Below are 17837 nucleotides of genomic sequence, written 5' to 3'. Positions count from 1 at the left end.
TGGTGTCCTTCAATGCAGTCAGGGCTGCGCATTGCGCTGCAGGTAGCGATCACGCAGGTCGGTCTGGCGCGAGCGCATCGGCATCGCACGCCCGCCCAGCCAGACCTGTTCGGCATAGTGCGCCACGTCCAGCGGGTCGCCTTCCCACAGCACCAGGTCGGCGCGCTTGCCGGGCTCGATGCTGCCGATCTGGTCGGCCACGCCGAACGCCTGTGCGGGTACCCGGGTCAGCCCGGCCAGACCGTCAGCCCAGGGCAGGCCGTTGGCCACTGCATTGCCAGCCAGCTGGCGCATCTTGCGCGCATTGTGGGTGGCGTCGCCGCGCTGCACGAACGACACCGGCACGCCTGCACGCTGCAGGCGTGCGGCGGTTTCCAGGGTGGCACCGATCTGGTCGAAGCTGGCTGGCAGGTTGGCCAGCACGTCGACGAATACCGGCACGTGCGCAGCGGCCAGCTCCGGCGCGACCTGCCAGGCTTCGCTGGCACCGGCAATGGCGATCTTCACCTTCTCGCGTGTGGCCCAGCGCAGCAGCTGGCGGATGTCCGAGGCACGATCCACCTCCACCACGATGCGGCCCTGGCCGGCCAGGTAGCGACTGAGTGTGCGGCGCCCGGCCGGGGTCAGCAGCGCGTGCGGCGAGTCTGCAGCCACCTGGCCGCGTGCTTCGTCGACCATCTGTTGCAGCAGCATCCATTGCGCGGCGCGCGAATGGCCGGTCAGTTCGGAGGCGGCCGCACCGATGCGCAGGAACAGGGCACGCGGGCCGATCGGGTCGGCGCTGCCGTCCAGCCGCATCACGCCGCCCTGGCCGGCCACGAAACCACCACCGGTGGCTGCCCCCAATGCAGTGAAGCCGATGCCTTCCAGGCGCGTGACCGGAATCAGCACCGAGGCCGGGTTGTAGGCGAGGGTGACGTCGAATTCCGGGCGCAGCGGCTGCTCACCGAGCTTCAACGAACTGTCCACCGTGCTCGATTCACCCGAGACCTCTTCGATGCCGGTTTCGGTGATGCCACCGAACAGGGCCGGGGTCAGCGGCCTGCCATTGGCTTCGACCACGGTCGCCCCGGCCGGCGCGGACAGGCCGGGGCCGACCGCGCGGATGATGCCACCCTGGACCAGCACATCGGCGTTGTGCAGGCTGCCGCGTGCGCTGGCTGTGTGCACCGTTGCGTTGCGCACCAGCAGGTCCTGTGCCTGTGCGGATGCGGAGATGCAGGCCAGCACCATGACAGTAGCGCCGAACCATGCTCGGCTGCCCTTCGCGGCAGACTGCGCCAACTGCTTGAGCACCATCATCAACGCACCTCCTGGCCAAGCTGGAAATCAGAACGCGGCGTCGCTGCCGGTGCACTGCGGTCGTACAACCTGCGGCCATCAATGAAGACCTGCTCGGCCAGCGCGTAGGAACTGAAAGGGTTGCCGTTCCAGACCACCACGTCGGCCATCTTGCCGGCCTCCAGGGTGCCGGTCTGGCCTTCAATGCCCAGCGCCTTGGCGGCATTGGCGGTCATCCAGGTGATGGCGTGTTCGGGCGTGATCTCCGGCATGCGCGCGCGGCGCGCGGACGCCATCACCTTGGCTGCTTCCTGGTTCAGGCGCTGGATGCCCTCGGGTGAATCGGAGTGGACGATGGCGCAGCTGTTCTTCGGCCGGTCGACCAGCGCGATGTTCTCCGGAATGCCGTCGAAGGCTTCCATCTTGAAGCCCCACCAGTCGGCCCACAGCGCACCGCAGACGCCGTCGGCGGCCAGCCTGTCGGCCAGCTTGTAGGCCTCCACGCCGTGGTGGAAGGCGGCTACCTTGAAGCCGAATTCCTTGGCCAGATCGAGCATGGTGGCCATCTCGTCGGCGCGGTAGCAGTGGATGTGCACGCGGATGTCGCCTTCGATCGCGCCGGCCAGCGTGTCCAGCTTGAGATCGCGCTTGCCGCCGGCATCACCGGCGCTGTCGCCCTTGTCGCTGCCGAACCAGCTCTTGCGCTTGGCCGGCTTGGGTTTGTTCTTGGCGATGTAGTCGGCGGCATCGATGAAGGCGGCACGATAGCCGGCCACGTTGCCCATGCGCGTGGCCGGGGTCACGCCCTTGCCCTCGCCATAGACCCGCTTGGGGTTCTCGCCGCAGGCCATTTTCAGGCCCCACGGCGCACCGGGGAACTTCATCGCCTGGTAGGTGATGGCCGGGACGTTCTTCAGCGTCACGCCGCGGCCACCGACAAGGTTGGCCGAGCCCGGCAGCACCTGCATGCTGGTCACGCCGCCGGCCAGCGCGGTGGCGAAGCCCGGGTCCTGCGGCCACACCGAGTGTTCGGCCCAGACGTTGGCGGTGACCGGTGCGGTCATCTCGTTGCCGTCGCTGTGCGCACCGACACCCGGGCTGGGATACACGCCCAGGTGCGAATGCACGTCGATCAGGCCCGGAGTGACCCACTTGCCCTGTGCATCAATGCGGGTGACGCCCGCATCGGCCTGCAGCTGGCGGCCGACGGCAACGATGCGGCCGTCGCGCAGCAGCACATCGGCGTTGTCCAGGCGCTGGCCGGTACCGGTCAGCACGGTGGCGTTCTGGATCAGTACCGGCGCATCGGGATGGGCCTGGTAGGTGCTGGGGTAGGGATCGGCGACGAAGCGCGAGGCGCCCACCGCCGGAGCCGTGCTCAATGAAAGCAGCGCCAGGGCCACCCCGGCGCGCAACAACGTCGATGCCATGCAGTTCCCCTTGCAACCTGGTCCAACCGCCGACGCTAGCCCGGTGGCGGCGGGCTTGCCAAGTGACCTTCTTCACAGGACGGTCGACGGCGGCTCGACTGCACCGGCCGGGTGGCCGAAAATACCCGGTCCCCCGCCGTACCGGACCGCCCATGAAAAGCAAGCAGGAAATCGTCGACAACTGGCTGCCCCGGTATACCGGCGTGCCTCTGGACCAGTTCGGCCAGCACATCCTGCTGACCAACTTCGGCGGCTACCTGCATACCTTTTCCGAGCTGACCGGTGCGCCGGTCATCGGCCTGGACCGGCCGATGGCAAGCGCCACGATCGACGGCATCACCATGATCAACTTCGGCATGGGCAGCCCCAATGCCGCGATCATCATGGACCTGCTGTCGGCGGTGATGCCCAAGGCGGTGCTGTTCCTGGGCAAGTGCGGCGGCCTCAAGCGCAAGAACCAGCTGGGCGACCTGGTGCTGCCGATCGCTGCGATCCGTGGCGAGGGTACCTCGGGAGACTACCTGCCGCCGGAAGTGCCGGCGTTGCCGGCGTTCGCGCTGCAGCGTGCGGTCTCGACCATGATCCGCGACCTTGGCCACGACTATTGGACAGGCACCGTCTACACCACCAACCGCCGGGTCTGGGAGCACGACGAGGCCTTCAAGGAGCGGCTGCGGGCGATGCGCTGCATGGCCATCGACATGGAAACCGCCACCGTGTTCGCCGCCGGCTTCGCCAACCACATCCCCAGCGGTGCGCTGCTGCTGGTGTCGGACCAGCCGATGATCCCCGATGGGGTCAAGACCGAAGCCTCCGATGCCAAGGTCAGCTCCCAGTTCGTGGAAAACCATATCCAGATCGGTATCGAGGCGCTTAAGCTTATCCGGCGCAACGGCAAGTCGGTCCGCCACCTGCGCTTCGACGAATGATGATGATGGCCTGGCGCGGCGCGCCGGCCCTGGGGAGTAGGTGATGGACGTTGCCGCGCAAGTGGTGGAATTCTGGAAGGAGGCGGGCCCTGCGAAGTGGTTCGCCCGCGACGACGCGTTCGACGCGCAGTTCCGCCAGTTGTTTCTGGATGAGCATTTCGCCGCCGCTTCGCGCGCGCGCGAACATTGGCTGGGCAGTGCCGAAGGGGCGCTGGCCCTGATGCTGCTGCTCGACCAGTTCCCGCGCAACTGCTTCCGGGGTACTGCCCATTCCTACGCCACCGATGGCCTGGCCCGGCATTACGCCATGCGCGCCATCGAGGAAGGCCTGGACCTGCAGCTGGTGCCGAAGCTGCGCGCCTTCATCTACCTGCCGTTCGAGCACTCCGAGGATCCGCTGGACCAGGACCGCTCGGTGGCGATGTTCGACGTGCTGGGTGACAAGGAATACCTGCAGTACGCCGAACTGCACCGCGACATCATCCGCCGCTTCGGTCGTTTCCCGCATCGCAATGCCGTGCTCGGTCGCTTCCCCACGGCGGAAGAACTGGATTACCTGGCCGAAGGCGGGTTCGCCGGCTAAGAAAAAGGGGACGGAGGGGATTAAGTCGTTTGTGCCATAAACGACTTAATCCCCTCCGTCCCCTTTTTCAGTGCCGATCAGTACTTCGGCACGCCGTTGTCCACCTCTTCCGACCAGGCGTTGATGCCGCCGGTGACGTTGAACACCTTGGTGAAGCCCAGTGCACGGAACTGCTCGGCAGCCTGTGCGCTGCGGCCGCCGTGGTGGCACATGAAGGCCAGTGTGGTGTCCTTGGGCAGGGCCTCCAGCTCCGCACGGCCGTTGCCGTCGAAACTCTTGAACGGCACGCCCACAGCAGCGATCTCGCGCTCCTCGGCCGGGCGCACGTCCACCAGGGTGATGTTGCCGGCACGCACTAGGTCATCGGCATCACGCACGCTGATTTCCTGCACCGGCTTGGGTGCGTTCGGATTGTCGATGGCCAGGCCCTTGCCGCGGATGTCGTCCACCCAGTCGATGGTGATGCCGTTGGCGCGACGCGCGCTGGCCAGGTCGAACTGCACGCGCAGGCCGTTGGACTCGGCAGCGATCGCGCCTTCGTCGTGCGGAGCCAGCTGGAAGTTCGGCTGGAAGCCGGCGTCGATGCTCAGCTGCAGGGCAGCGCCCGGAGCGTCGGCCAGCGCGCCCTTGAGCATTTCCACGGCGGCCGGGGTGACGGTGATGCTCGGCGGGGTGCGGTCCGGTGCGGCCAGGCCCAGCACGCTGCTCAGCTCGCCGCTGGCGGCCATCTGCAGCACGATGTCGCTGCCACCGACCAGTTCGCCGTCGATGTACAGCTGCGGGATGGTCGGCCAGTCGCCGTAGGCCTTGATGCCTTCACGGATTTCCTGGTCGGCCAGCACGTTGACGTGGGCGAACTCGACGCCGAGATCCTGCAGGGCGCCCACGGCCTTGGCCGAGAAACCGCACTGCGGCATCGACGGCTGGCCCTTCATGAACAGCACGACGCGGTTGGCGTTGAGGATGGATTCGATGCGCGAACGCAGGGCGGGATCGAGGGACATGGACGTCGGGTTTCCGGGAATTCGAATCATCAATTCTACCCCTCATGGCATCATGGGGGATGAGCAACGCAGGAACATTGCATCGCATCCCGACCCGGCCCTGGCGCTGGCTGCCCTGGCTGGTGGCGTCGCAGTTGGCCGTGATCCTGGTATGGGTACTGGCAGGCTGGCACTGGGGCCTGCCGCTGATGGTGGCCAGCCACGCGCTGTTCATGGTGCCGATATTCCTGCCCAACAGCCGCTTCTACGCACCGGTGCTGAGCCGGTTGCCGGAGGCCGGCAACAGCGTCTGGCTGACGATCGATGACGGCCCCGGCCCGGAAACCCGCGCCGTGCTCGAGCTGCTGGACCGCCACCAGGCGCGCGCCACCTTCTTCCTGGTGGGGGAACGTGCGCTGGCACAGCCGGAACTGGTGCAGGAGATCCTGCGCCGCGGCCACGACCTGGGCAACCACAGCCACAGCCACCCACAGGCGCGCTTCTGGCGTCTGGGCCCGGCGGCGATGCGGGCGGAGATCGAGGGCTGCCAGCATGCACTGCAGGCCCTGAGCGGGCATCCAGTGCGCTGGTACCGCTCGGTGGTGGGCATGACCAATCCGTTCGTGGCACCGGTGTTGAAGGCGCTGGGCCTGGTGCGCGTGGGCTGGAGTGCCCGGGGCTACGACGGCGTCGGCTGCACGCCGGAGGGCGTGCTGGCACGGCTGCTGCCTGACCTGCAACCCGGCGCCATCGTGCTGCTGCATGAGGGCGCCGCCCACGGTCACAATCGGGTGATCATCGAACGCGTGCTGCAGGCGCTGGACGAGCGGGGGCTGAAGGCGCGGCTGCCGGTCCTGTAAACCAGGCTTCTGGCCGCTTGGGGCAGCCAGGCTTGGGCTCGCCCCTACAGGAATGGTCGCGAGGCCATCCACGCATGGCGTGGATCTACCGCAACAGCACAGCCGAGCGTGGGTTCGGCCCTACAACGCGGGGCGTTTGGCCACCAGCAGCCAGCTGTTGAAGGGGGTACGCCCGTGCAGCGGCCGGGGTGCGGTCACCTGCAATCCAGCTTCGGCAAGCGTTGTCTGCAATACCTGCGGATCGGGGTAGTGGCGCGGTCGCGTGCCCATCCAGCCGATCAGCCAGGCCAGCCGGTCCGCCACCCGCGTGGTGCGGTCGCGGCCATCGCCGGTGGCCAGCGGCGTGCGCAGCAGCAGGCGGCCGCCGCGGGCCACCTGTGCGCTGGCCGCGCGCAGCAGTGCCTGCTGTGGGCCCGCGTCCAGGTACTGCAGCACGTCCAGCAGCAGGACGTGCCCGGCCTGCGCCGGCAGCGGCGCCTGCACATCCACGCAATCGAAGCGCACGTCATGCAGGTCGGCGGCAGCACGCTGCGCGCGGGTGATCTTGCCGGCATCCACGTCCACGCCAAGGTAGCGCTGGGTACCGCCGCGCTGGCGCAGTACATGGGCGAACAGGCCCAGCCCGCAGCCCAGGTCCAGCACCGGCTGCCCATCGTCAGGCAGATGCTGCAGCACGCCGTCGTACAGCGGATCGCTGCCGAGCTTGCCACGGGTGTAGTAGTAGTCGCGGCGGCTGCCCCAGGCCTGCGCCGGGCGGAAGGCCTCGGCAATCAAGCGGGCCTGCGGGGCCGTCAGGGGAGTGCAGGGCAGGGGCGGGCCGTTCCGTGGCGTGCCGTCCATCGCCTCAGTCCGTGCCGCCGAGCAGGTGCGCGGCCACCGGAAGGGCGCGTGCGCTCCACAGCGCGTACATCCGCGCCGAAGGGTGCAGGCCATCCTCGGCGATCATCGTCGGGTCTTCGCCCTGTGCGCGGCTGATATCGGTGATGTCGACGAAGGCCACGCCCTGCTGGGTGCTGATCACCTCGGCTGCCGCGTTGAACTCGTCGGTCTCGATCTCGATCGCGGCCAGGTCGCGGCCACTGCCTGCGCCGAACGGGGTCGCGCCCCAATCGGGGAAGGACAGCACCAGCACGCGTCCGGCATCACCGCCAGCGAAGCCGATCGCCCGCTGCAGAAGCGCCTGGAACTGGCTGCGGTATTCGTCCAGCGGACGCCCGCGGTACTGGTTGTTGACGCCGATCAGCAGGCTGACGAAATCGAACGGCCCCTGCGGCGCAGCCGCATCGATGCCCGCGTCGAGTTCGTCGGTGGTCCAGCCGGTGGTCGCAATGGTCTGCGGATCGGACAGCTGAATGCCCTGCGCACGCAGCGTGGCGGCCAGCTGGTGCGGCCAGCGGCCTTCGACTGCAACCGCTTCACCGATGGTGTACGAATCGCCCAGCGCCAGGTAGGACAGCGCCACGCTCAGGCCACCGAACGGCGCGGCTTCAGCGGCACGACCTTGGTCGCGTCCTCGGCACGCCGCGCCAGCACGCGGTCGATGCGCGCGAACACATCGCGCATCACCGAGGCCTCCGGCATCAGGGTCACGCGGAAATGATGGCGGTAGGGCACGTTGAAGCTCGAGCCCGGCACCACCAGCACGCCTTCGTTGTTCATCAGGTCCAGCGCGAAGTTGTGGTCGTCGAAGCCCTTCGCAGCGGCGCCGACCACGGCCGGGAACGCGTACAGCGCGCCGGCCGGTGCGACCAGCGACAGGTGCTCGCTGGCTTCGCAGGCCTCGATGACCGCGCGGCGGGTTTCATACAGGCGGCCGCCCGGCGTGCACAGTTCGGAAATGGTGTCCGGACCGTTCACCGCGGCCTCGATGGCGTACTGGCCCGGCACGTTGGCGCACAGGCGCAGCGCGCCCAACAGGTCCAGTGCCGCGCGGAAGTCACCCAGGCGGGCATCGTCGCCGCTGAGGTGGGCCCAGCCCACGCGCCAGCCGCAGGCGCGGTGCACCTTGCTCAGGCCGCTGAAGGTCAGGCACGGATGATCACCGGCCAGCGGCGCGACCGGCTGGAACACCGCGTCGTCGTACAGGATCTGGTCGTAGATCTCGTCGACCAGCAGCAACAGGTTGTGGCGGCGTGCGATCTCGACCACGCGCTCCAGCAGTTCGCGCGGGTAGCTGGCGCCGCTGGGGTTGTTCGGATTGATCAGCACGATGGCGCGGGTGCGCGAGGACACCAGCGTCTCGATCTCGCTCGGGTCCGGCTGGAAGCCGTTCTCCGGTGCGCAGCGGTAGTACACCGGACGGCCATCGTTGAGGATGGTCGAGGCCGACCACAGCGGGTAGTCGGGCGAGGGCACCAGCACTTCATCGCCCGGGTTGAGCAGCGCACGCAGCGACAGGTCGATCAGTTCGCTGACGCCGTTGCCGAGGAAGACGCGGTCCGGGTGCGCATCGGGCGCGCCACGGCGGGCGTAGTAGCTGGCGATGGCTTCACGTGCCACCGGCAGGCCCTGCTGGTGCGTGTACGGGTCGGTGCGGCCCATGTCGTCAGCGATCGCACGCTGCAGGTGCTCCGGCGCACGGAAGCCGAAAGCGCCCGGATTGCCGATGTTGAGCTTGATCAGCTTGCGGCCCTGCGCCTCCAGCTCCCGGGCTCGCCGCGCCAGTTCTCCGCGGATTTCGTAGCGCACTTCGGAAAGGCGCTCGCGGATGGCCAGGGGCTTGGGCGAGTTGGTGGACATGGGAGCTGGGCCGTCAAAAGGCATGGGGCTTCCATCCTACCGGAATTGCTGCAATGCATGGCAAGGGCGCCGGGCCCGTCATTGCTGGGCTGGCAGGGCGTCGGCACAGGTAGAATGGCGGCGATGACCCAGACCCCCGATTTCATCGCCCTGCAGACCATTGGCTGGCCCTGGCCGGGCCCGGCGCAGCAGGCCGACTGGCAGGCCGCGATGGCCGCACATCCGCAGGCCCGCCCGGCACGGGTGATCGAACAGCACCGCACCCACTACGTGGTGGCCGATGGCCCGGATGCGTCGATCAAGGCCGAGTCGCTGCCGGAATGGCAGCGCCCGCGCTTCCCCAGCCATGAACGGCCGGCGGTGGGTGACTGGGTGCTGCTCGATGGCATCCGCATCGTCGCCCTGCTGCCGCGTCGTACCGCGATCAAGCGTGGTGCTGCCGGCGAGCATTACCACCAGCAGGTGATCGCGGCCAACATCGATACGGTGTTCATCGTCTGCGGCCTGGATGCCGACTTCAATCCGAGGCGCATCGAACGCTACCTACTGCTGGTCGGCGGTGGTGGTGCCGAACCGGTGGTGGTGCTGACCAAGGCCGACCAGACCGAGTACAGCGAAGACGCGCTGGCGGTGCTGGAAGAGCTGGAGATGCAGGGTATCGCCCTGCATGCGATCAATGGCCTGGATGCCGGCAGCGTGGCGGTGCTGCAACCGTGGCTGGGCCCGGGCCGCACGGTGGTGCTGGTGGGCTCGTCCGGTGCCGGCAAATCCACGCTGACCAACACCCTGCTCGGCGAGCAGCGGATGAAGACCAACGCGGTGCGCGCCAACGATTCACGTGGACGCCACACCACCACGCACCGCGCGCTGATGCCGCTGCCGACCGGCGCCTGCCTGATCGACACCCCCGGCATGCGCGAGCTGAAGCCGACCGGTGAAGAGACGCTGTCCGAAGGCGGCTTCGCCGATATCGAAGCCCTGGCCGCACAGTGCCGTTTCAACGACTGCAAGCACCAGCAGGAACCGGGCTGTGCCGTACGCGCAGCGATCGAAGCAGGTGAGATCGAAGAGAGCCGGCTGCTCAACTACTTCAAGCTGAAGGAAGAAGTGGCCGCCGCCGCCGCCAAGCTGGCGGTCCGCCAGGCCGAGACCGCGCAGGAGCGTGGCGGCAAGAAGGGCAAGGGCCAGCAGTTCCGCCCGGCCGGCAAGCCGCGTAGGCGCTGATCGGTACCGCGGGGGCGGATCCCATTGCACCGCAATGGGCGCTGACCCCTGCAATGAACCCGCCTCTGTCTGCTTCGGGCGGATGCCAACTGCCCGCTCCTGACAGGTGCCAACCCTGGTTGGCACGGGTGTGTCCGAAGCCCGCCGTCGGCGGATGCCAACCAACGTTGGCACCTACCAAAGCAAGGGCAGGGCGCTATAGTCCGCGCATGGAACCGACTGCGACGCTGGACCGTGACGTGGCCCACCATGCAGCGCTCGATGCGCGCCTGGTCGAGGCCGTGGGAGGCATCCGCCTGCTGGGCCTGACCAGTTGGCCGGCAACGGTGCAGGCACCGTTCCTGGATAGCGTGGCACGTGGTCAGCCGGTGCTGCCGAAGGTGGATTACCCACGGCTGGACTTCAGCGAAGAACGTCGCGCGCTGGCCGCGATCGCCGCCGACTGCGACGACAGCCACCCACTGGGCCACTACGTGCGACAGTCGGCGCAGAGCTGGGACCTGGCCGCGCAGCTGCTGGAAGGGCTGGGCACCGCGGCGGTCGATACCTGTTCGGTGCAGCTGTTCGGCGCACCCGAGCAGCCGCTGCCGGGCAATGGCCCGAGCACGCGCGAAGCAGCGCGCCACTTCATCCAGATTGCCGCCGAACTGGACCACGAACTGCTGGCGCCGGAAGAGCAGGTGCCAGTGTCGGCCATCGCCCTGCAGCTGCAGCTGCAGAACGACCTGGATGCCTTCTTCGAATCGCGCATCATCCAGGTACAGCTCGACCCGGAACTGGTGTCCAAAGCAGCTGCCGGCCCGACCCGCATCCGCCTGCGCACCAGTGCGCGCTTCAGTGCCTACGACCGCGCGCAGCTGTTCCACCACGAAGCGCTGGTGCATTCGCTGACCGCATTGAATGGCCGCGAACAGCCGGTGCTGCCGAGCCTGGCATTGTCTTCGCCGCGGGTGACCGCGACACAGGAAGGCCTGGCCACGTTCGCCGAGCAGATCACTGGCAGCATCGACATCGAGCGCCTGAAGCGCATCAGCCTGCGTACCGAAGCGATTGCGATGGCACGCGAAGGCGCCGATTTCATCGAAGTGTTCCGCTATTTCTGCGATGCGGGGCAGAACGCAGAGGAGAGTTTCGCCTCGGCACAGCGCGTGTTCCGCGGCGTGCCGCCGAGTGGCGGCCTGGCCTTCACCAAGGACACGGTGTACCTGCGCGGCCTGGTGTCGGTGCACACCTTCTTCCGCCACATGCTGGCCGAGGACCGCTTGCAGGTCTGTCGCTGGTTGTTCGCCGGCAAGATGAGCCTGACCGATGCGATCGCGTTCGCGCCGTTGTTCGAGGCGGGGGTGCTGAAGCCTCCGCGCTGGCTGCCGCACTGGGTGAGCCGGGCGAATGGCCTGGCCGGGATGCTGGCGTTCTCGCTGTTTGCCAACCGGATACGGATGGACCAGCTGGCGCCGGAATGAAATGCGTTGGCGGGATGATGCGCTGGCGCCTCGATTGATGTCGCTGGGCGGCGGTGGGGCACCCTGGCCAGGACACGCCGTAAACCCATCCATGGGGGCTCGATCGGCGCATCCATGCGCCTCACGGTCCTGGCCAGGGTGCCCCACCGCCGCCAGACAGTTTCCCGCGCGGGCGGCAGCACATCACCGCGCCGAAGGGATTGCGCTTGAAAAGCAAAGAGCCGGGCAATGCCCGGCTCTTTGCTTTTTGCTCTTCTTTGCCTTCCGCGCCGTGGCGCGGGAAACCGTCGAGCAGGGTCGGATGGGCCGGCGCAGGACCGTTGGCGCCATGGATGGCGCCATCGAGCCCCCATGGATGGGTTTACGGCGTGTCCTGCGCCGGCCCATCCGGCCCTGCCCCGCGACGATAATCAAGACGCCGCGGGGCAACGCTTTCGACTTAGAACTCCGCCGCCACCGTCATGAACAACTGCCGCGGCGCGCTCGCATGGATCGCATAACGCGTGCCCTTCGGATCAGTCGGTGCGAACGAACTCAGCTGGCCGGCATAGCGCTTGTTGGTCAGGTTGGTCGCATTCAACGACACCCGCACGTTGCGCAGGCCCAGGCCGGGGCCGAAGTCGTAGCCCGCACCGGCGTCGAAGGTGGTCACGCCCGGCACCGACTGGTCGTTGGTGTAGGTGTAGTAGCGCTTGCCGGTGTACTTGGCACGCAGGCTGGCGAAGAAGCCATCGCGGTTCCAGCTGATCTCACTGGAGGCCATGCGCTGCGGCGTATCCACCGTGATCTTGCCGGCCACCGGAACGATGGCGCCGCCCGAGGTGTAGTCATCCTCGTAGGTGGTCTTGTTCCAGGACAGCGCGTTGTACCACTGCAGGCCGTCGATCGGCTTGAGGATGAAGGTCAGTTCCGCGCCGTAGCTCTTCACCGAACCGACGTTGATGAAGCGCGTCACGCACTCCGGACGCGTGCCGACTTCGATGCTCGAGCACGGGTTCAACGACAGCAGGCGGTTGTCGAACTTCACGTTGTAACCCGCGATCGACGCCTGGTACTTCTCGCCGAAGGTACGGAAGCCGGCTTCCAGGCTCTTGGACTTCTCCGGCTCCAGGCCGGCGCTGGCCGCGAACGATTCCGGCGACACCTGCAGCGGGCCGCCGCTGCCACCGCCGACGAAGGCGGCGATGTTTTCGGCGTACGAGGCGAACAGCTCGTTGTTGGCGTTGAGCTTGAAGCCCAGGCCCACCTGCGGCAGCACCGATTCCTTGGCGGTCAGCGTGCCCGAGGCGATGCTGGTTTCCACGCCCGGCTGGGCGGTGGCACGCATGCGGGTGTTCGGGCTCTTGATGCCCACATCCACGGTCAGGCGCTGGTCCAGGAAGCGCATGCGGTCCTGTACGTAGAACTGGCGCGTGCGGATGTCGAAGTCCTGGTTGAACAGCAGGCGATCAGGGTTCTTCAGGTACAGGTCGTCCAGGAACGGGCCACTGATGTAGTAGAAGTTGCGCGAGACGTTGTGGTCGTTCTGCTCATACCACAGGCCGGCTTCCAGTTCGTGGATGCCCACCGTCCACGACAATGCGGCGGTCAGGCCATCGCGGTTGATCGTGTAGTTGGTGCTGCGGATCGAGATCGGCAGCATCCTGTCGGTGCCCGGGTAGGACGGCTGGCCCGGTGCCCACCAGTGGCCCTGGCCACGGTTGTCGTGGTGGTAGGCCAGCAGCTTCAGGCGGCCCTGCTCGCCCAGGCGCAGGTCGGCATCGACCGAGTACAGGTTGTCGTCACGCAGTGCGCGGCTCTGGTAGTAGGCGTCGTCGATGCTGGTGACGCCGCCGCTGAACTTGCACTTGCTGCGGTCCAGCGTGCCCGGCGCGCAGTACGCGGCGGCGACGGCGCGATCCCAGTCCGGTGCATAGATGTTCCAGTCATAACCCAGGCCACGTGCCAGCATGTCCTTGGACAGGTAGGCGTAGTTGGCCTGGCTGGCGCGCGAGGTGGCCACGAACGCACCGAAGCGGTGATCGCCGACATTCCACACTGCCTTGGCGTTGAACTGGCGGGTGGTCTGGTTCTGGTACGGCGCGGCCCACATGTCCTGGTCCTGGTGCACGCCGGACACATAGGCTGAGAAGCCGTTGATGTCGCCGGTATCCACGCGCAGGTAGCCACGGCGCTGGCTGTTGTCGCCGACGGTGACGCTGGCGCGGCCACCGAATTCGGTGGACGGGTCCATCGAGAAGTACTGGATGGTGCCGCCCAGGTTGCTGGTCGAGGCCACGCCCAGCGAACCGATGCCCTGCGACAGCTCGGCACCGGCCAGGTTCTCGGCGATGATCGCGCGGGCGATGCTCAGGCCGTTGTAGTTGCCGTAGCTGTTGTCGCCCAGCGGGATGCCGTCCAGCGTGTAGCCGAGGCGGCTCTTGTCGAAGCCGCGCAGGCTGATGGTCTGCGATTCTTCGTTGGCGCCGAAGGCATCGTTGGACTGCACCGACACGCCCGGCAGGCGGTCGAGGATCTTCTGCCCGCTGGTGCCCGGCGGCAGCACCTGCTTGTCGACGGTGGTGATGCGCTGCACCTGGCGGGTCTCGCCCTGGCCGATCACGGAGACGGTATCCAGCGTCTGCGCGCTCAGCGCGGCATCGGTGCTGGCGCCGGTATCGGCGGCGGTGGCGGCATGGGCGCTGGTGGCGGCGGAGAGCGCGATCGCCACGGCGATCGTCAGGTGTCGGGTCTGCATGGTGGTCCGTTGCATTGGGGGTGGTCACCGGCACGCGTGCGCGGTGCATGGCCACTATGCGAACGGAACATGAAACCTTCTTTACGAAAAACCAACGAACGGTGCAGGGCAGTGGTGCGTGTCCTGCAACATGTTCGTCATGGTGGTAGGCCGGTGGGAATCAGAAGCGCTCCCCAGGCCAGCTCAATTTGAGCTGGTCCATGCAGTCGCGGTCATGTTCGGGGAACGAGAACCCGATCTGGATGCCGTTTACCACCGTGCCGAACACCGTGGACTCGTCGAGGCTATGCCCTGATGGAACGGAAAGGACATTGAAGTCGGGGTAGCGACGACCCATCTGTTTTCGCGAGATGCAGGCACCGCCCAGCGATAGCGTAACGCCCTTGATGATTCGGCCGGACGCATCGGTGTAGATCTGGCCAGAAGGCCCTTTGATCCGCCCGGCGATCACGAAGGGTGCCAGACCGATGGTGGCGCTGTCGCCCCGGCCCCTTCTTGCTTCCGAACGCGAGCCGGGTGGAGCCAGGGGTGATAGCTGCGCGACAAGGTCAGAGCGTGACAGCTGCAAGGACCAGCGTTCCACGAGCCGCCAGGTTGCATCCGCCTCTTCCGCAGTGGCAGCGGACGTGGCTGCTGTTGCAGAACCGGCAACCAACAGGCTCAGGATCAGAAGAAGTTCAGGGACGGGCTGCGATCGCTTCATCGTAGATTCTTCCGTAGAAGTCGTTGTAGTTCTCGCCGGTGGTTGAAGTTACGTTGTTGTCGCAGAACAGCTTACCTACCTGCCGGTCCAGGTCTTCACCGCCGGCATCGGCCTGTGCGATGAGGCCAGGACCGTTGGACGCAGCTACGCCGATGTCGTAGTACCCCAGGCTGGCCACCAGAAGCTCACTGCGCGCGGTGAGGTTGTTGAGTACCGCTTTCCCCTCCATGGTGCAGAAGTGCTGGATGAACGCACCTCGGGTGCTCAAGGCGATACCTTCGAAATACAGTGCGTGTCCCACTTCATGGGCAATGGCTGCGATCCGGAAGTAATAGCCTGCAATGTCGGAGGAATCGCAGTCGAAGGACTGGATGTAGATCCGGATGGGATCGCGATTGGTATAGGACGCGGGAGCCCAGGCGAAGGTCCACTCCGGATGGCCGGTGATCTGCGCGTCGAGCGTGGGCGCGCCTGGGATCAGCCAGTCGGGGCAGCCCAGGCCCGTGATCACCCGCATAGGCGGGGGCTCCGCGCGGGTCGGTGTCGCCAGCAGCGTAGTGGCGACCACGAGAAGCGCAATCAGCAATGCACGCATGCCAACCTCCTTGATCCGCGATTCCAGCCGTTCATCCATCGGGCTCGGCGAGCGCTGGCAGGTATAGCAGCGGTTCTGCCGATGTATCGGGAAGTGCGTCTCAGAAATGCAGAAACAAAAGGGGCCGGATCACCTTCACAACTGAAGGTGATCCGGCCCCCGCGCACTCCGTGGGGGAGGGCTTAGCCCATGTACAGGCCACCGTTGACGGCGTAGTCGGCACCGGTCACATACGAGGCTTCATCCGACGCCAGCCACGCGCACAGGCCGGCCACTTCCTCGGGGCGGCCCAGGCGGCGAACCGGCACCGAGGCAGCCAGCCGGTCCAGCACATCCGGCGGGAAACTGCTGATCGCCTGGCTGGCGATGTAGCCCGGCGACAGCGTGTTGACGGTGACCCCGCGCGACGCAACTTCGGCAGCCAGCGCACGGCTGAAGCCATGCATCGCGGCCTTGGCGGTGGCGTAGTTCACCTGGCCGATCTGTCCCTTGTGGGCACTGACCGAACCGATGTTGATGATGCGGCCCCAGCCCCGCGTGGCCATGCCGTCCACCACCTGCTTGGTCAGGTTGAACAGCGCGTTGAGGTTGGAGGCGATCACCGCGTTCCAGTCCTCCACCGTCATCTGCCGGAACAGCAGGTCGCGGCTGCCGCCGGAGTTGTTGACCAGCACGTCCACTTCACCGACTTCGGCGCGCACCTTGGCGAACGCCGCGCTGGTCGAGGCCCAGTCGGTCGCGTTGCCTTCGGAGGCGATGAAGTCGAAGCCCTGTTCGCGCTGCTCGCGCAGCCAGTTGGCCTTGCGCGGCGAGTTCGGCGCGCAGCCGGCAACCACGGTGTGGCCGCTGCGGGCCAGGCTCTGGCAGATGGCAGTGCCGACACTGCCCATTCCACTGGTGACGTAAGCGATTCGAAGCGTCATTGCAGAAGGCTCCTTGGCAAAGGGTCAGGCGGCGAGGGGATACAGGCCGAACAGCAGGCTGCCGACCATCAGCAGCATCGAGATGGCGATGGCCCACTTCAGGGTGAACTTCTGGTGGTCGGCGAATTCGACCTTGGCCAGGCCCACCAGCAGGTAGGTGGACGGCACCAGCGGGCTGAGCAGGTGCACCGGCTGGCCGGCCAGCGAGGCGCGCGCCATTTCCACCGGGGTGATGCCGTAGTTGCCAGCGGCCTCGGACAGGATCGGCAGCACGCCGAAGTAGAACGCGTCGTTGGACATGAAGAAGGTGAACGGCATCGATGCCACCGCGGTGATCACCGCCAGGTACGGGCCCCACGATTCCGGAATGACGGCCAGGAAGCTGTGCGACATCGCTTCGACCATGCCTGTGTTGTTGAGGATGCCGGTGAAGATGCCCGCGGCGAAGATCAGCGACACCACCGACAGCACGTTGCCGGCATGGTTGACCACGCGACGGCGCTGCTCGGCCAGGTTCGGGTAGTTGATCACCAGGGCGATGGCGAAGCCGACCATGAACAGCACCGGCATCGGCAGCACGCCGATGATCAGCGCGGTCATCAGCGCCACGGTCAGCGCCAGGTTCACCCACAGCAGCTTCGGGCGCTTGATGTCTTCGGCGTCTTCCACGGTCGGCAGCGGATTGCTGTCATCGGACACGCTGTTGTCCATCCAGCTGCCGCCCTTGGGCAGGGTCACCACGCCGAGGCGACGGCGTTCCTTCAGGCCCAGGTACCAGGCCAGCAGCAGCACGCCGGCACAGGCGATCACCATCGACGGGATCAGCGGCACGAACACGTCGGCCGGATCCACGTGCAGCGCGGTGGCCGCGCGTGCGGTCGGGCCGCCCCACGGGGTCAGGTTCATCACGCCGCCGGCGAGGATGGTCACGCACGTCATGTTCAGCGCGTTCATGCCCAGCCGCTGGTACAGCGGCAGCATCGCCGAGACGGTGATCATGTAGGTGGTCGAGCCATCGCCATCGAGCGAGATCAGCATCGCCAGCACTGCAGTGCCAAGCACGATCTTCATCGGGTCGCCCTTGACGAAACGCAGGATCACCCGCACCAGCGGATCGAACAGGCCGGCGTCGATCATCACCCCGAAGTAGAGGATGGCGAACATCAGCATCACGCCGGTGGGCGCGATCTTCTTGATGCCCTCCAGCATCATCTCGTCGATGCCGGCACCGAAGCCACCGATCAGCGCGAACAGGATGGGAATGGTGATCAGGGCGACGAGCGGCGACAGGCGCTTGCTCATGATCAAGTACATGAACGTAATGACCATGCCAAAGCCGAGGATGCTCAGCATCATCTGCGGACTCCTTGCGAAAACAGGACGTGGG

Annotated in this window: 16 protein-coding genes; 5 read left to right on the top strand and 11 right to left on the bottom strand. The window is 66.8% G+C overall.

Annotated features, from left to right (window positions below):
* Positions 1 to 18: 18 nt before the first annotated feature.
* Together AC5P7E_RS11610 and AC5P7E_RS11605 are read right to left on the bottom strand one after the other, a co-directional pair.
* Positions 19 to 1302, bottom strand: coding sequence for an amidohydrolase family protein (locus AC5P7E_RS11610; protein WP_005410995.1), 1284 nt, complete (start codon positions 1300 to 1302; stop codon positions 19 to 21).
* Positions 1302 to 2711 carry an amidohydrolase gene (locus tag AC5P7E_RS11605; RefSeq protein WP_005410994.1) on the bottom strand — a complete coding sequence of 470 codons (1410 nt, stop codon included), beginning with the start codon at positions 2709 to 2711 and terminating at the stop codon, positions 1302 to 1304. Before AC5P7E_RS11605 ends, AC5P7E_RS11610 begins: the two co-directional genes overlap by 1 nt.
* A gap of 152 nt (positions 2712 to 2863) precedes the next feature.
* Between AC5P7E_RS11605 and AC5P7E_RS11600 the strand changes: the two genes are divergently transcribed.
* Entirely contained in the window at positions 2864 to 3640 is a 777-nt protein-coding gene (locus AC5P7E_RS11600; protein ID WP_005414446.1) for an AMP nucleosidase, read from the top strand.
* A 43-nt stretch (positions 3641 to 3683) separates the two neighbouring features.
* Positions 3684 to 4223, top strand: coding sequence for a DUF924 family protein (locus AC5P7E_RS11595; RefSeq protein WP_005410992.1), 540 nt, complete (start codon positions 3684 to 3686; stop codon positions 4221 to 4223).
* A 77-nt stretch (positions 4224 to 4300) separates the two neighbouring features.
* Here AC5P7E_RS11595 and grxD read toward each other — a convergent pair whose 3' ends face one another.
* Positions 4301 to 5227: a Grx4 family monothiol glutaredoxin gene (gene grxD / locus AC5P7E_RS11590; RefSeq protein WP_099484745.1), complete on the bottom strand. Its 927-nt coding sequence runs from the start codon at positions 5225 to 5227 to the stop codon at positions 4301 to 4303.
* A gap of 59 nt (positions 5228 to 5286) precedes the next feature.
* Between grxD and AC5P7E_RS11585 the strand changes: the two genes are divergently transcribed.
* A complete protein-coding gene (locus tag AC5P7E_RS11585; RefSeq protein ID WP_099561395.1) occupies positions 5287 to 6066 on the top strand; it encodes a polysaccharide deacetylase family protein in 780 nt (259 codons plus the stop codon).
* 120 nt (positions 6067 to 6186) lie between these two features.
* Here AC5P7E_RS11585 and AC5P7E_RS11580 read toward each other — a convergent pair whose 3' ends face one another.
* Genes AC5P7E_RS11580 through AC5P7E_RS11570 form a run of 3 tightly spaced genes read right to left on the bottom strand, consistent with a single transcriptional unit; the run spans position 6187 to position 8805 of the window.
* The gene (locus tag AC5P7E_RS11580; protein WP_049450566.1) at positions 6187 to 6906 is read right to left on the bottom strand and encodes a class I SAM-dependent methyltransferase; all 720 of its coding nucleotides are present in this window, start codon (positions 6904 to 6906) and stop codon (positions 6187 to 6189) included.
* A gap of 4 nt (positions 6907 to 6910) precedes the next feature.
* On the bottom strand, positions 6911 to 7528 hold the full coding sequence (locus tag AC5P7E_RS11575) for an SGNH/GDSL hydrolase family protein (protein WP_005410988.1): 618 nt from the start codon (positions 7526 to 7528) through the stop codon (positions 6911 to 6913).
* Positions 7529 to 7530: 2 nt separating this feature from the next.
* Positions 7531 to 8805 carry a pyridoxal phosphate-dependent aminotransferase gene (locus AC5P7E_RS11570; protein WP_005414441.1) on the bottom strand — a complete coding sequence of 425 codons (1275 nt, stop codon included), beginning with the start codon at positions 8803 to 8805 and terminating at the stop codon, positions 7531 to 7533.
* 114 nt (positions 8806 to 8919) lie between these two features.
* On the opposite strand from AC5P7E_RS11570, the gene rsgA reads away from it, so the two are divergent.
* Both rsgA and AC5P7E_RS11560 read left to right on the top strand, forming a co-directional pair.
* Positions 8920 to 10029 carry a ribosome small subunit-dependent GTPase A gene (rsgA, locus tag AC5P7E_RS11565; protein ID WP_114618205.1) on the top strand — a complete coding sequence of 370 codons (1110 nt, stop codon included), beginning with the start codon at positions 8920 to 8922 and terminating at the stop codon, positions 10027 to 10029.
* Between the two features lie 209 nt (positions 10030 to 10238).
* A complete protein-coding gene (locus AC5P7E_RS11560; protein WP_024956039.1) occupies positions 10239 to 11492 on the top strand; it encodes a flavohemoglobin expression-modulating QEGLA motif protein in 1254 nt (417 codons plus the stop codon).
* Positions 11493 to 11931: 439 nt separating this feature from the next.
* Here the strand turns inward: AC5P7E_RS11560 and AC5P7E_RS11555 are convergent, their stop codons facing one another.
* The 5 genes from AC5P7E_RS11555 to AC5P7E_RS11535 all read right to left on the bottom strand — a co-directional run bounded on the left by AC5P7E_RS11555 (position 11932) and on the right by AC5P7E_RS11535 (position 17803).
* Positions 11932 to 14229: a TonB-dependent receptor gene (locus AC5P7E_RS11555; protein ID WP_109337726.1), complete on the bottom strand. Its 2298-nt coding sequence runs from the start codon at positions 14227 to 14229 to the stop codon at positions 11932 to 11934.
* 160 nt (positions 14230 to 14389) lie between these two features.
* Entirely contained in the window at positions 14390 to 14932 is a 543-nt protein-coding gene (locus AC5P7E_RS11550; RefSeq protein ID WP_043034041.1) for a hypothetical protein, read from the bottom strand.
* Entirely contained in the window at positions 14907 to 15527 is a 621-nt protein-coding gene (locus AC5P7E_RS11545; protein ID WP_231347383.1) for a hypothetical protein, read from the bottom strand. The genes AC5P7E_RS11550 and AC5P7E_RS11545 overlap by 26 nt, the downstream gene beginning before the upstream one ends.
* A gap of 182 nt (positions 15528 to 15709) precedes the next feature.
* The gene (gene phbB, locus AC5P7E_RS11540; RefSeq protein ID WP_005414435.1) at positions 15710 to 16450 is read right to left on the bottom strand and encodes an acetoacetyl-CoA reductase; all 741 of its coding nucleotides are present in this window, start codon (positions 16448 to 16450) and stop codon (positions 15710 to 15712) included.
* Positions 16451 to 16474: 24 nt separating this feature from the next.
* On the bottom strand, positions 16475 to 17803 hold the full coding sequence (locus AC5P7E_RS11535) for a CitMHS family transporter (protein ID WP_012481220.1): 1329 nt from the start codon (positions 17801 to 17803) through the stop codon (positions 16475 to 16477).
* Between the last annotated feature and the right edge of the window lie 34 nt (positions 17804 to 17837).

It is taken from the genome of Stenotrophomonas sp. YJH_SMC_25, assembly GCF_059369595.1.
This window is presented reverse-complemented; position numbering and strand designations above follow the sequence as displayed.

Excerpts from the sequence above, each read along its gene's own strand:
- AC5P7E_RS11610 (WP_005410995.1), bottom strand. The coding sequence starts at position 1,302 with ATGATGGTGCTCAAGCAGTTGGCGCAGTCTGCCGCGAAGGGCAGCCGA.
- AC5P7E_RS11605 (WP_005410994.1), bottom strand. The coding sequence starts at position 2,711 with ATGGCATCGACGTTGTTGCGCGCCGGGGTGGCCCTGGCGCTGCTTTCA.
- AC5P7E_RS11600 (WP_005414446.1), top strand. The coding sequence starts at position 2,864 with ATGAAAAGCAAGCAGGAAATCGTCGACAACTGGCTGCCCCGGTATACC.
- AC5P7E_RS11595 (WP_005410992.1), top strand. The coding sequence starts at position 3,684 with ATGGACGTTGCCGCGCAAGTGGTGGAATTCTGGAAGGAGGCGGGCCCT.
- grxD (WP_099484745.1), bottom strand. The coding sequence starts at position 5,227 with ATGTCCCTCGATCCCGCCCTGCGTTCGCGCATCGAATCCATCCTCAAC.
- AC5P7E_RS11585 (WP_099561395.1), top strand. The coding sequence starts at position 5,287 with ATGAGCAACGCAGGAACATTGCATCGCATCCCGACCCGGCCCTGGCGC.
- AC5P7E_RS11580 (WP_049450566.1), bottom strand. The coding sequence starts at position 6,906 with ATGGACGGCACGCCACGGAACGGCCCGCCCCTGCCCTGCACTCCCCTG.
- AC5P7E_RS11570 (WP_005414441.1), bottom strand. The coding sequence starts at position 8,805 with ATGTCCACCAACTCGCCCAAGCCCCTGGCCATCCGCGAGCGCCTTTCC.
- rsgA (WP_114618205.1), top strand. The coding sequence starts at position 8,920 with ATGGCGGCGATGACCCAGACCCCCGATTTCATCGCCCTGCAGACCATT.
- AC5P7E_RS11560 (WP_024956039.1), top strand. The coding sequence starts at position 10,239 with ATGGAACCGACTGCGACGCTGGACCGTGACGTGGCCCACCATGCAGCG.
- AC5P7E_RS11555 (WP_109337726.1), bottom strand. The coding sequence starts at position 14,229 with ATGCAGACCCGACACCTGACGATCGCCGTGGCGATCGCGCTCTCCGCC.
- AC5P7E_RS11550 (WP_043034041.1), bottom strand. The coding sequence starts at position 14,932 with ATGAAGCGATCGCAGCCCGTCCCTGAACTTCTTCTGATCCTGAGCCTG.
- AC5P7E_RS11545 (WP_231347383.1), bottom strand. The coding sequence starts at position 15,527 with ATGCGTGCATTGCTGATTGCGCTTCTCGTGGTCGCCACTACGCTGCTG.
- phbB (WP_005414435.1), bottom strand. The coding sequence starts at position 16,450 with ATGACGCTTCGAATCGCTTACGTCACCAGTGGAATGGGCAGTGTCGGC.
- AC5P7E_RS11535 (WP_012481220.1), bottom strand. The coding sequence starts at position 17,803 with ATGCTGAGCATCCTCGGCTTTGGCATGGTCATTACGTTCATGTACTTG.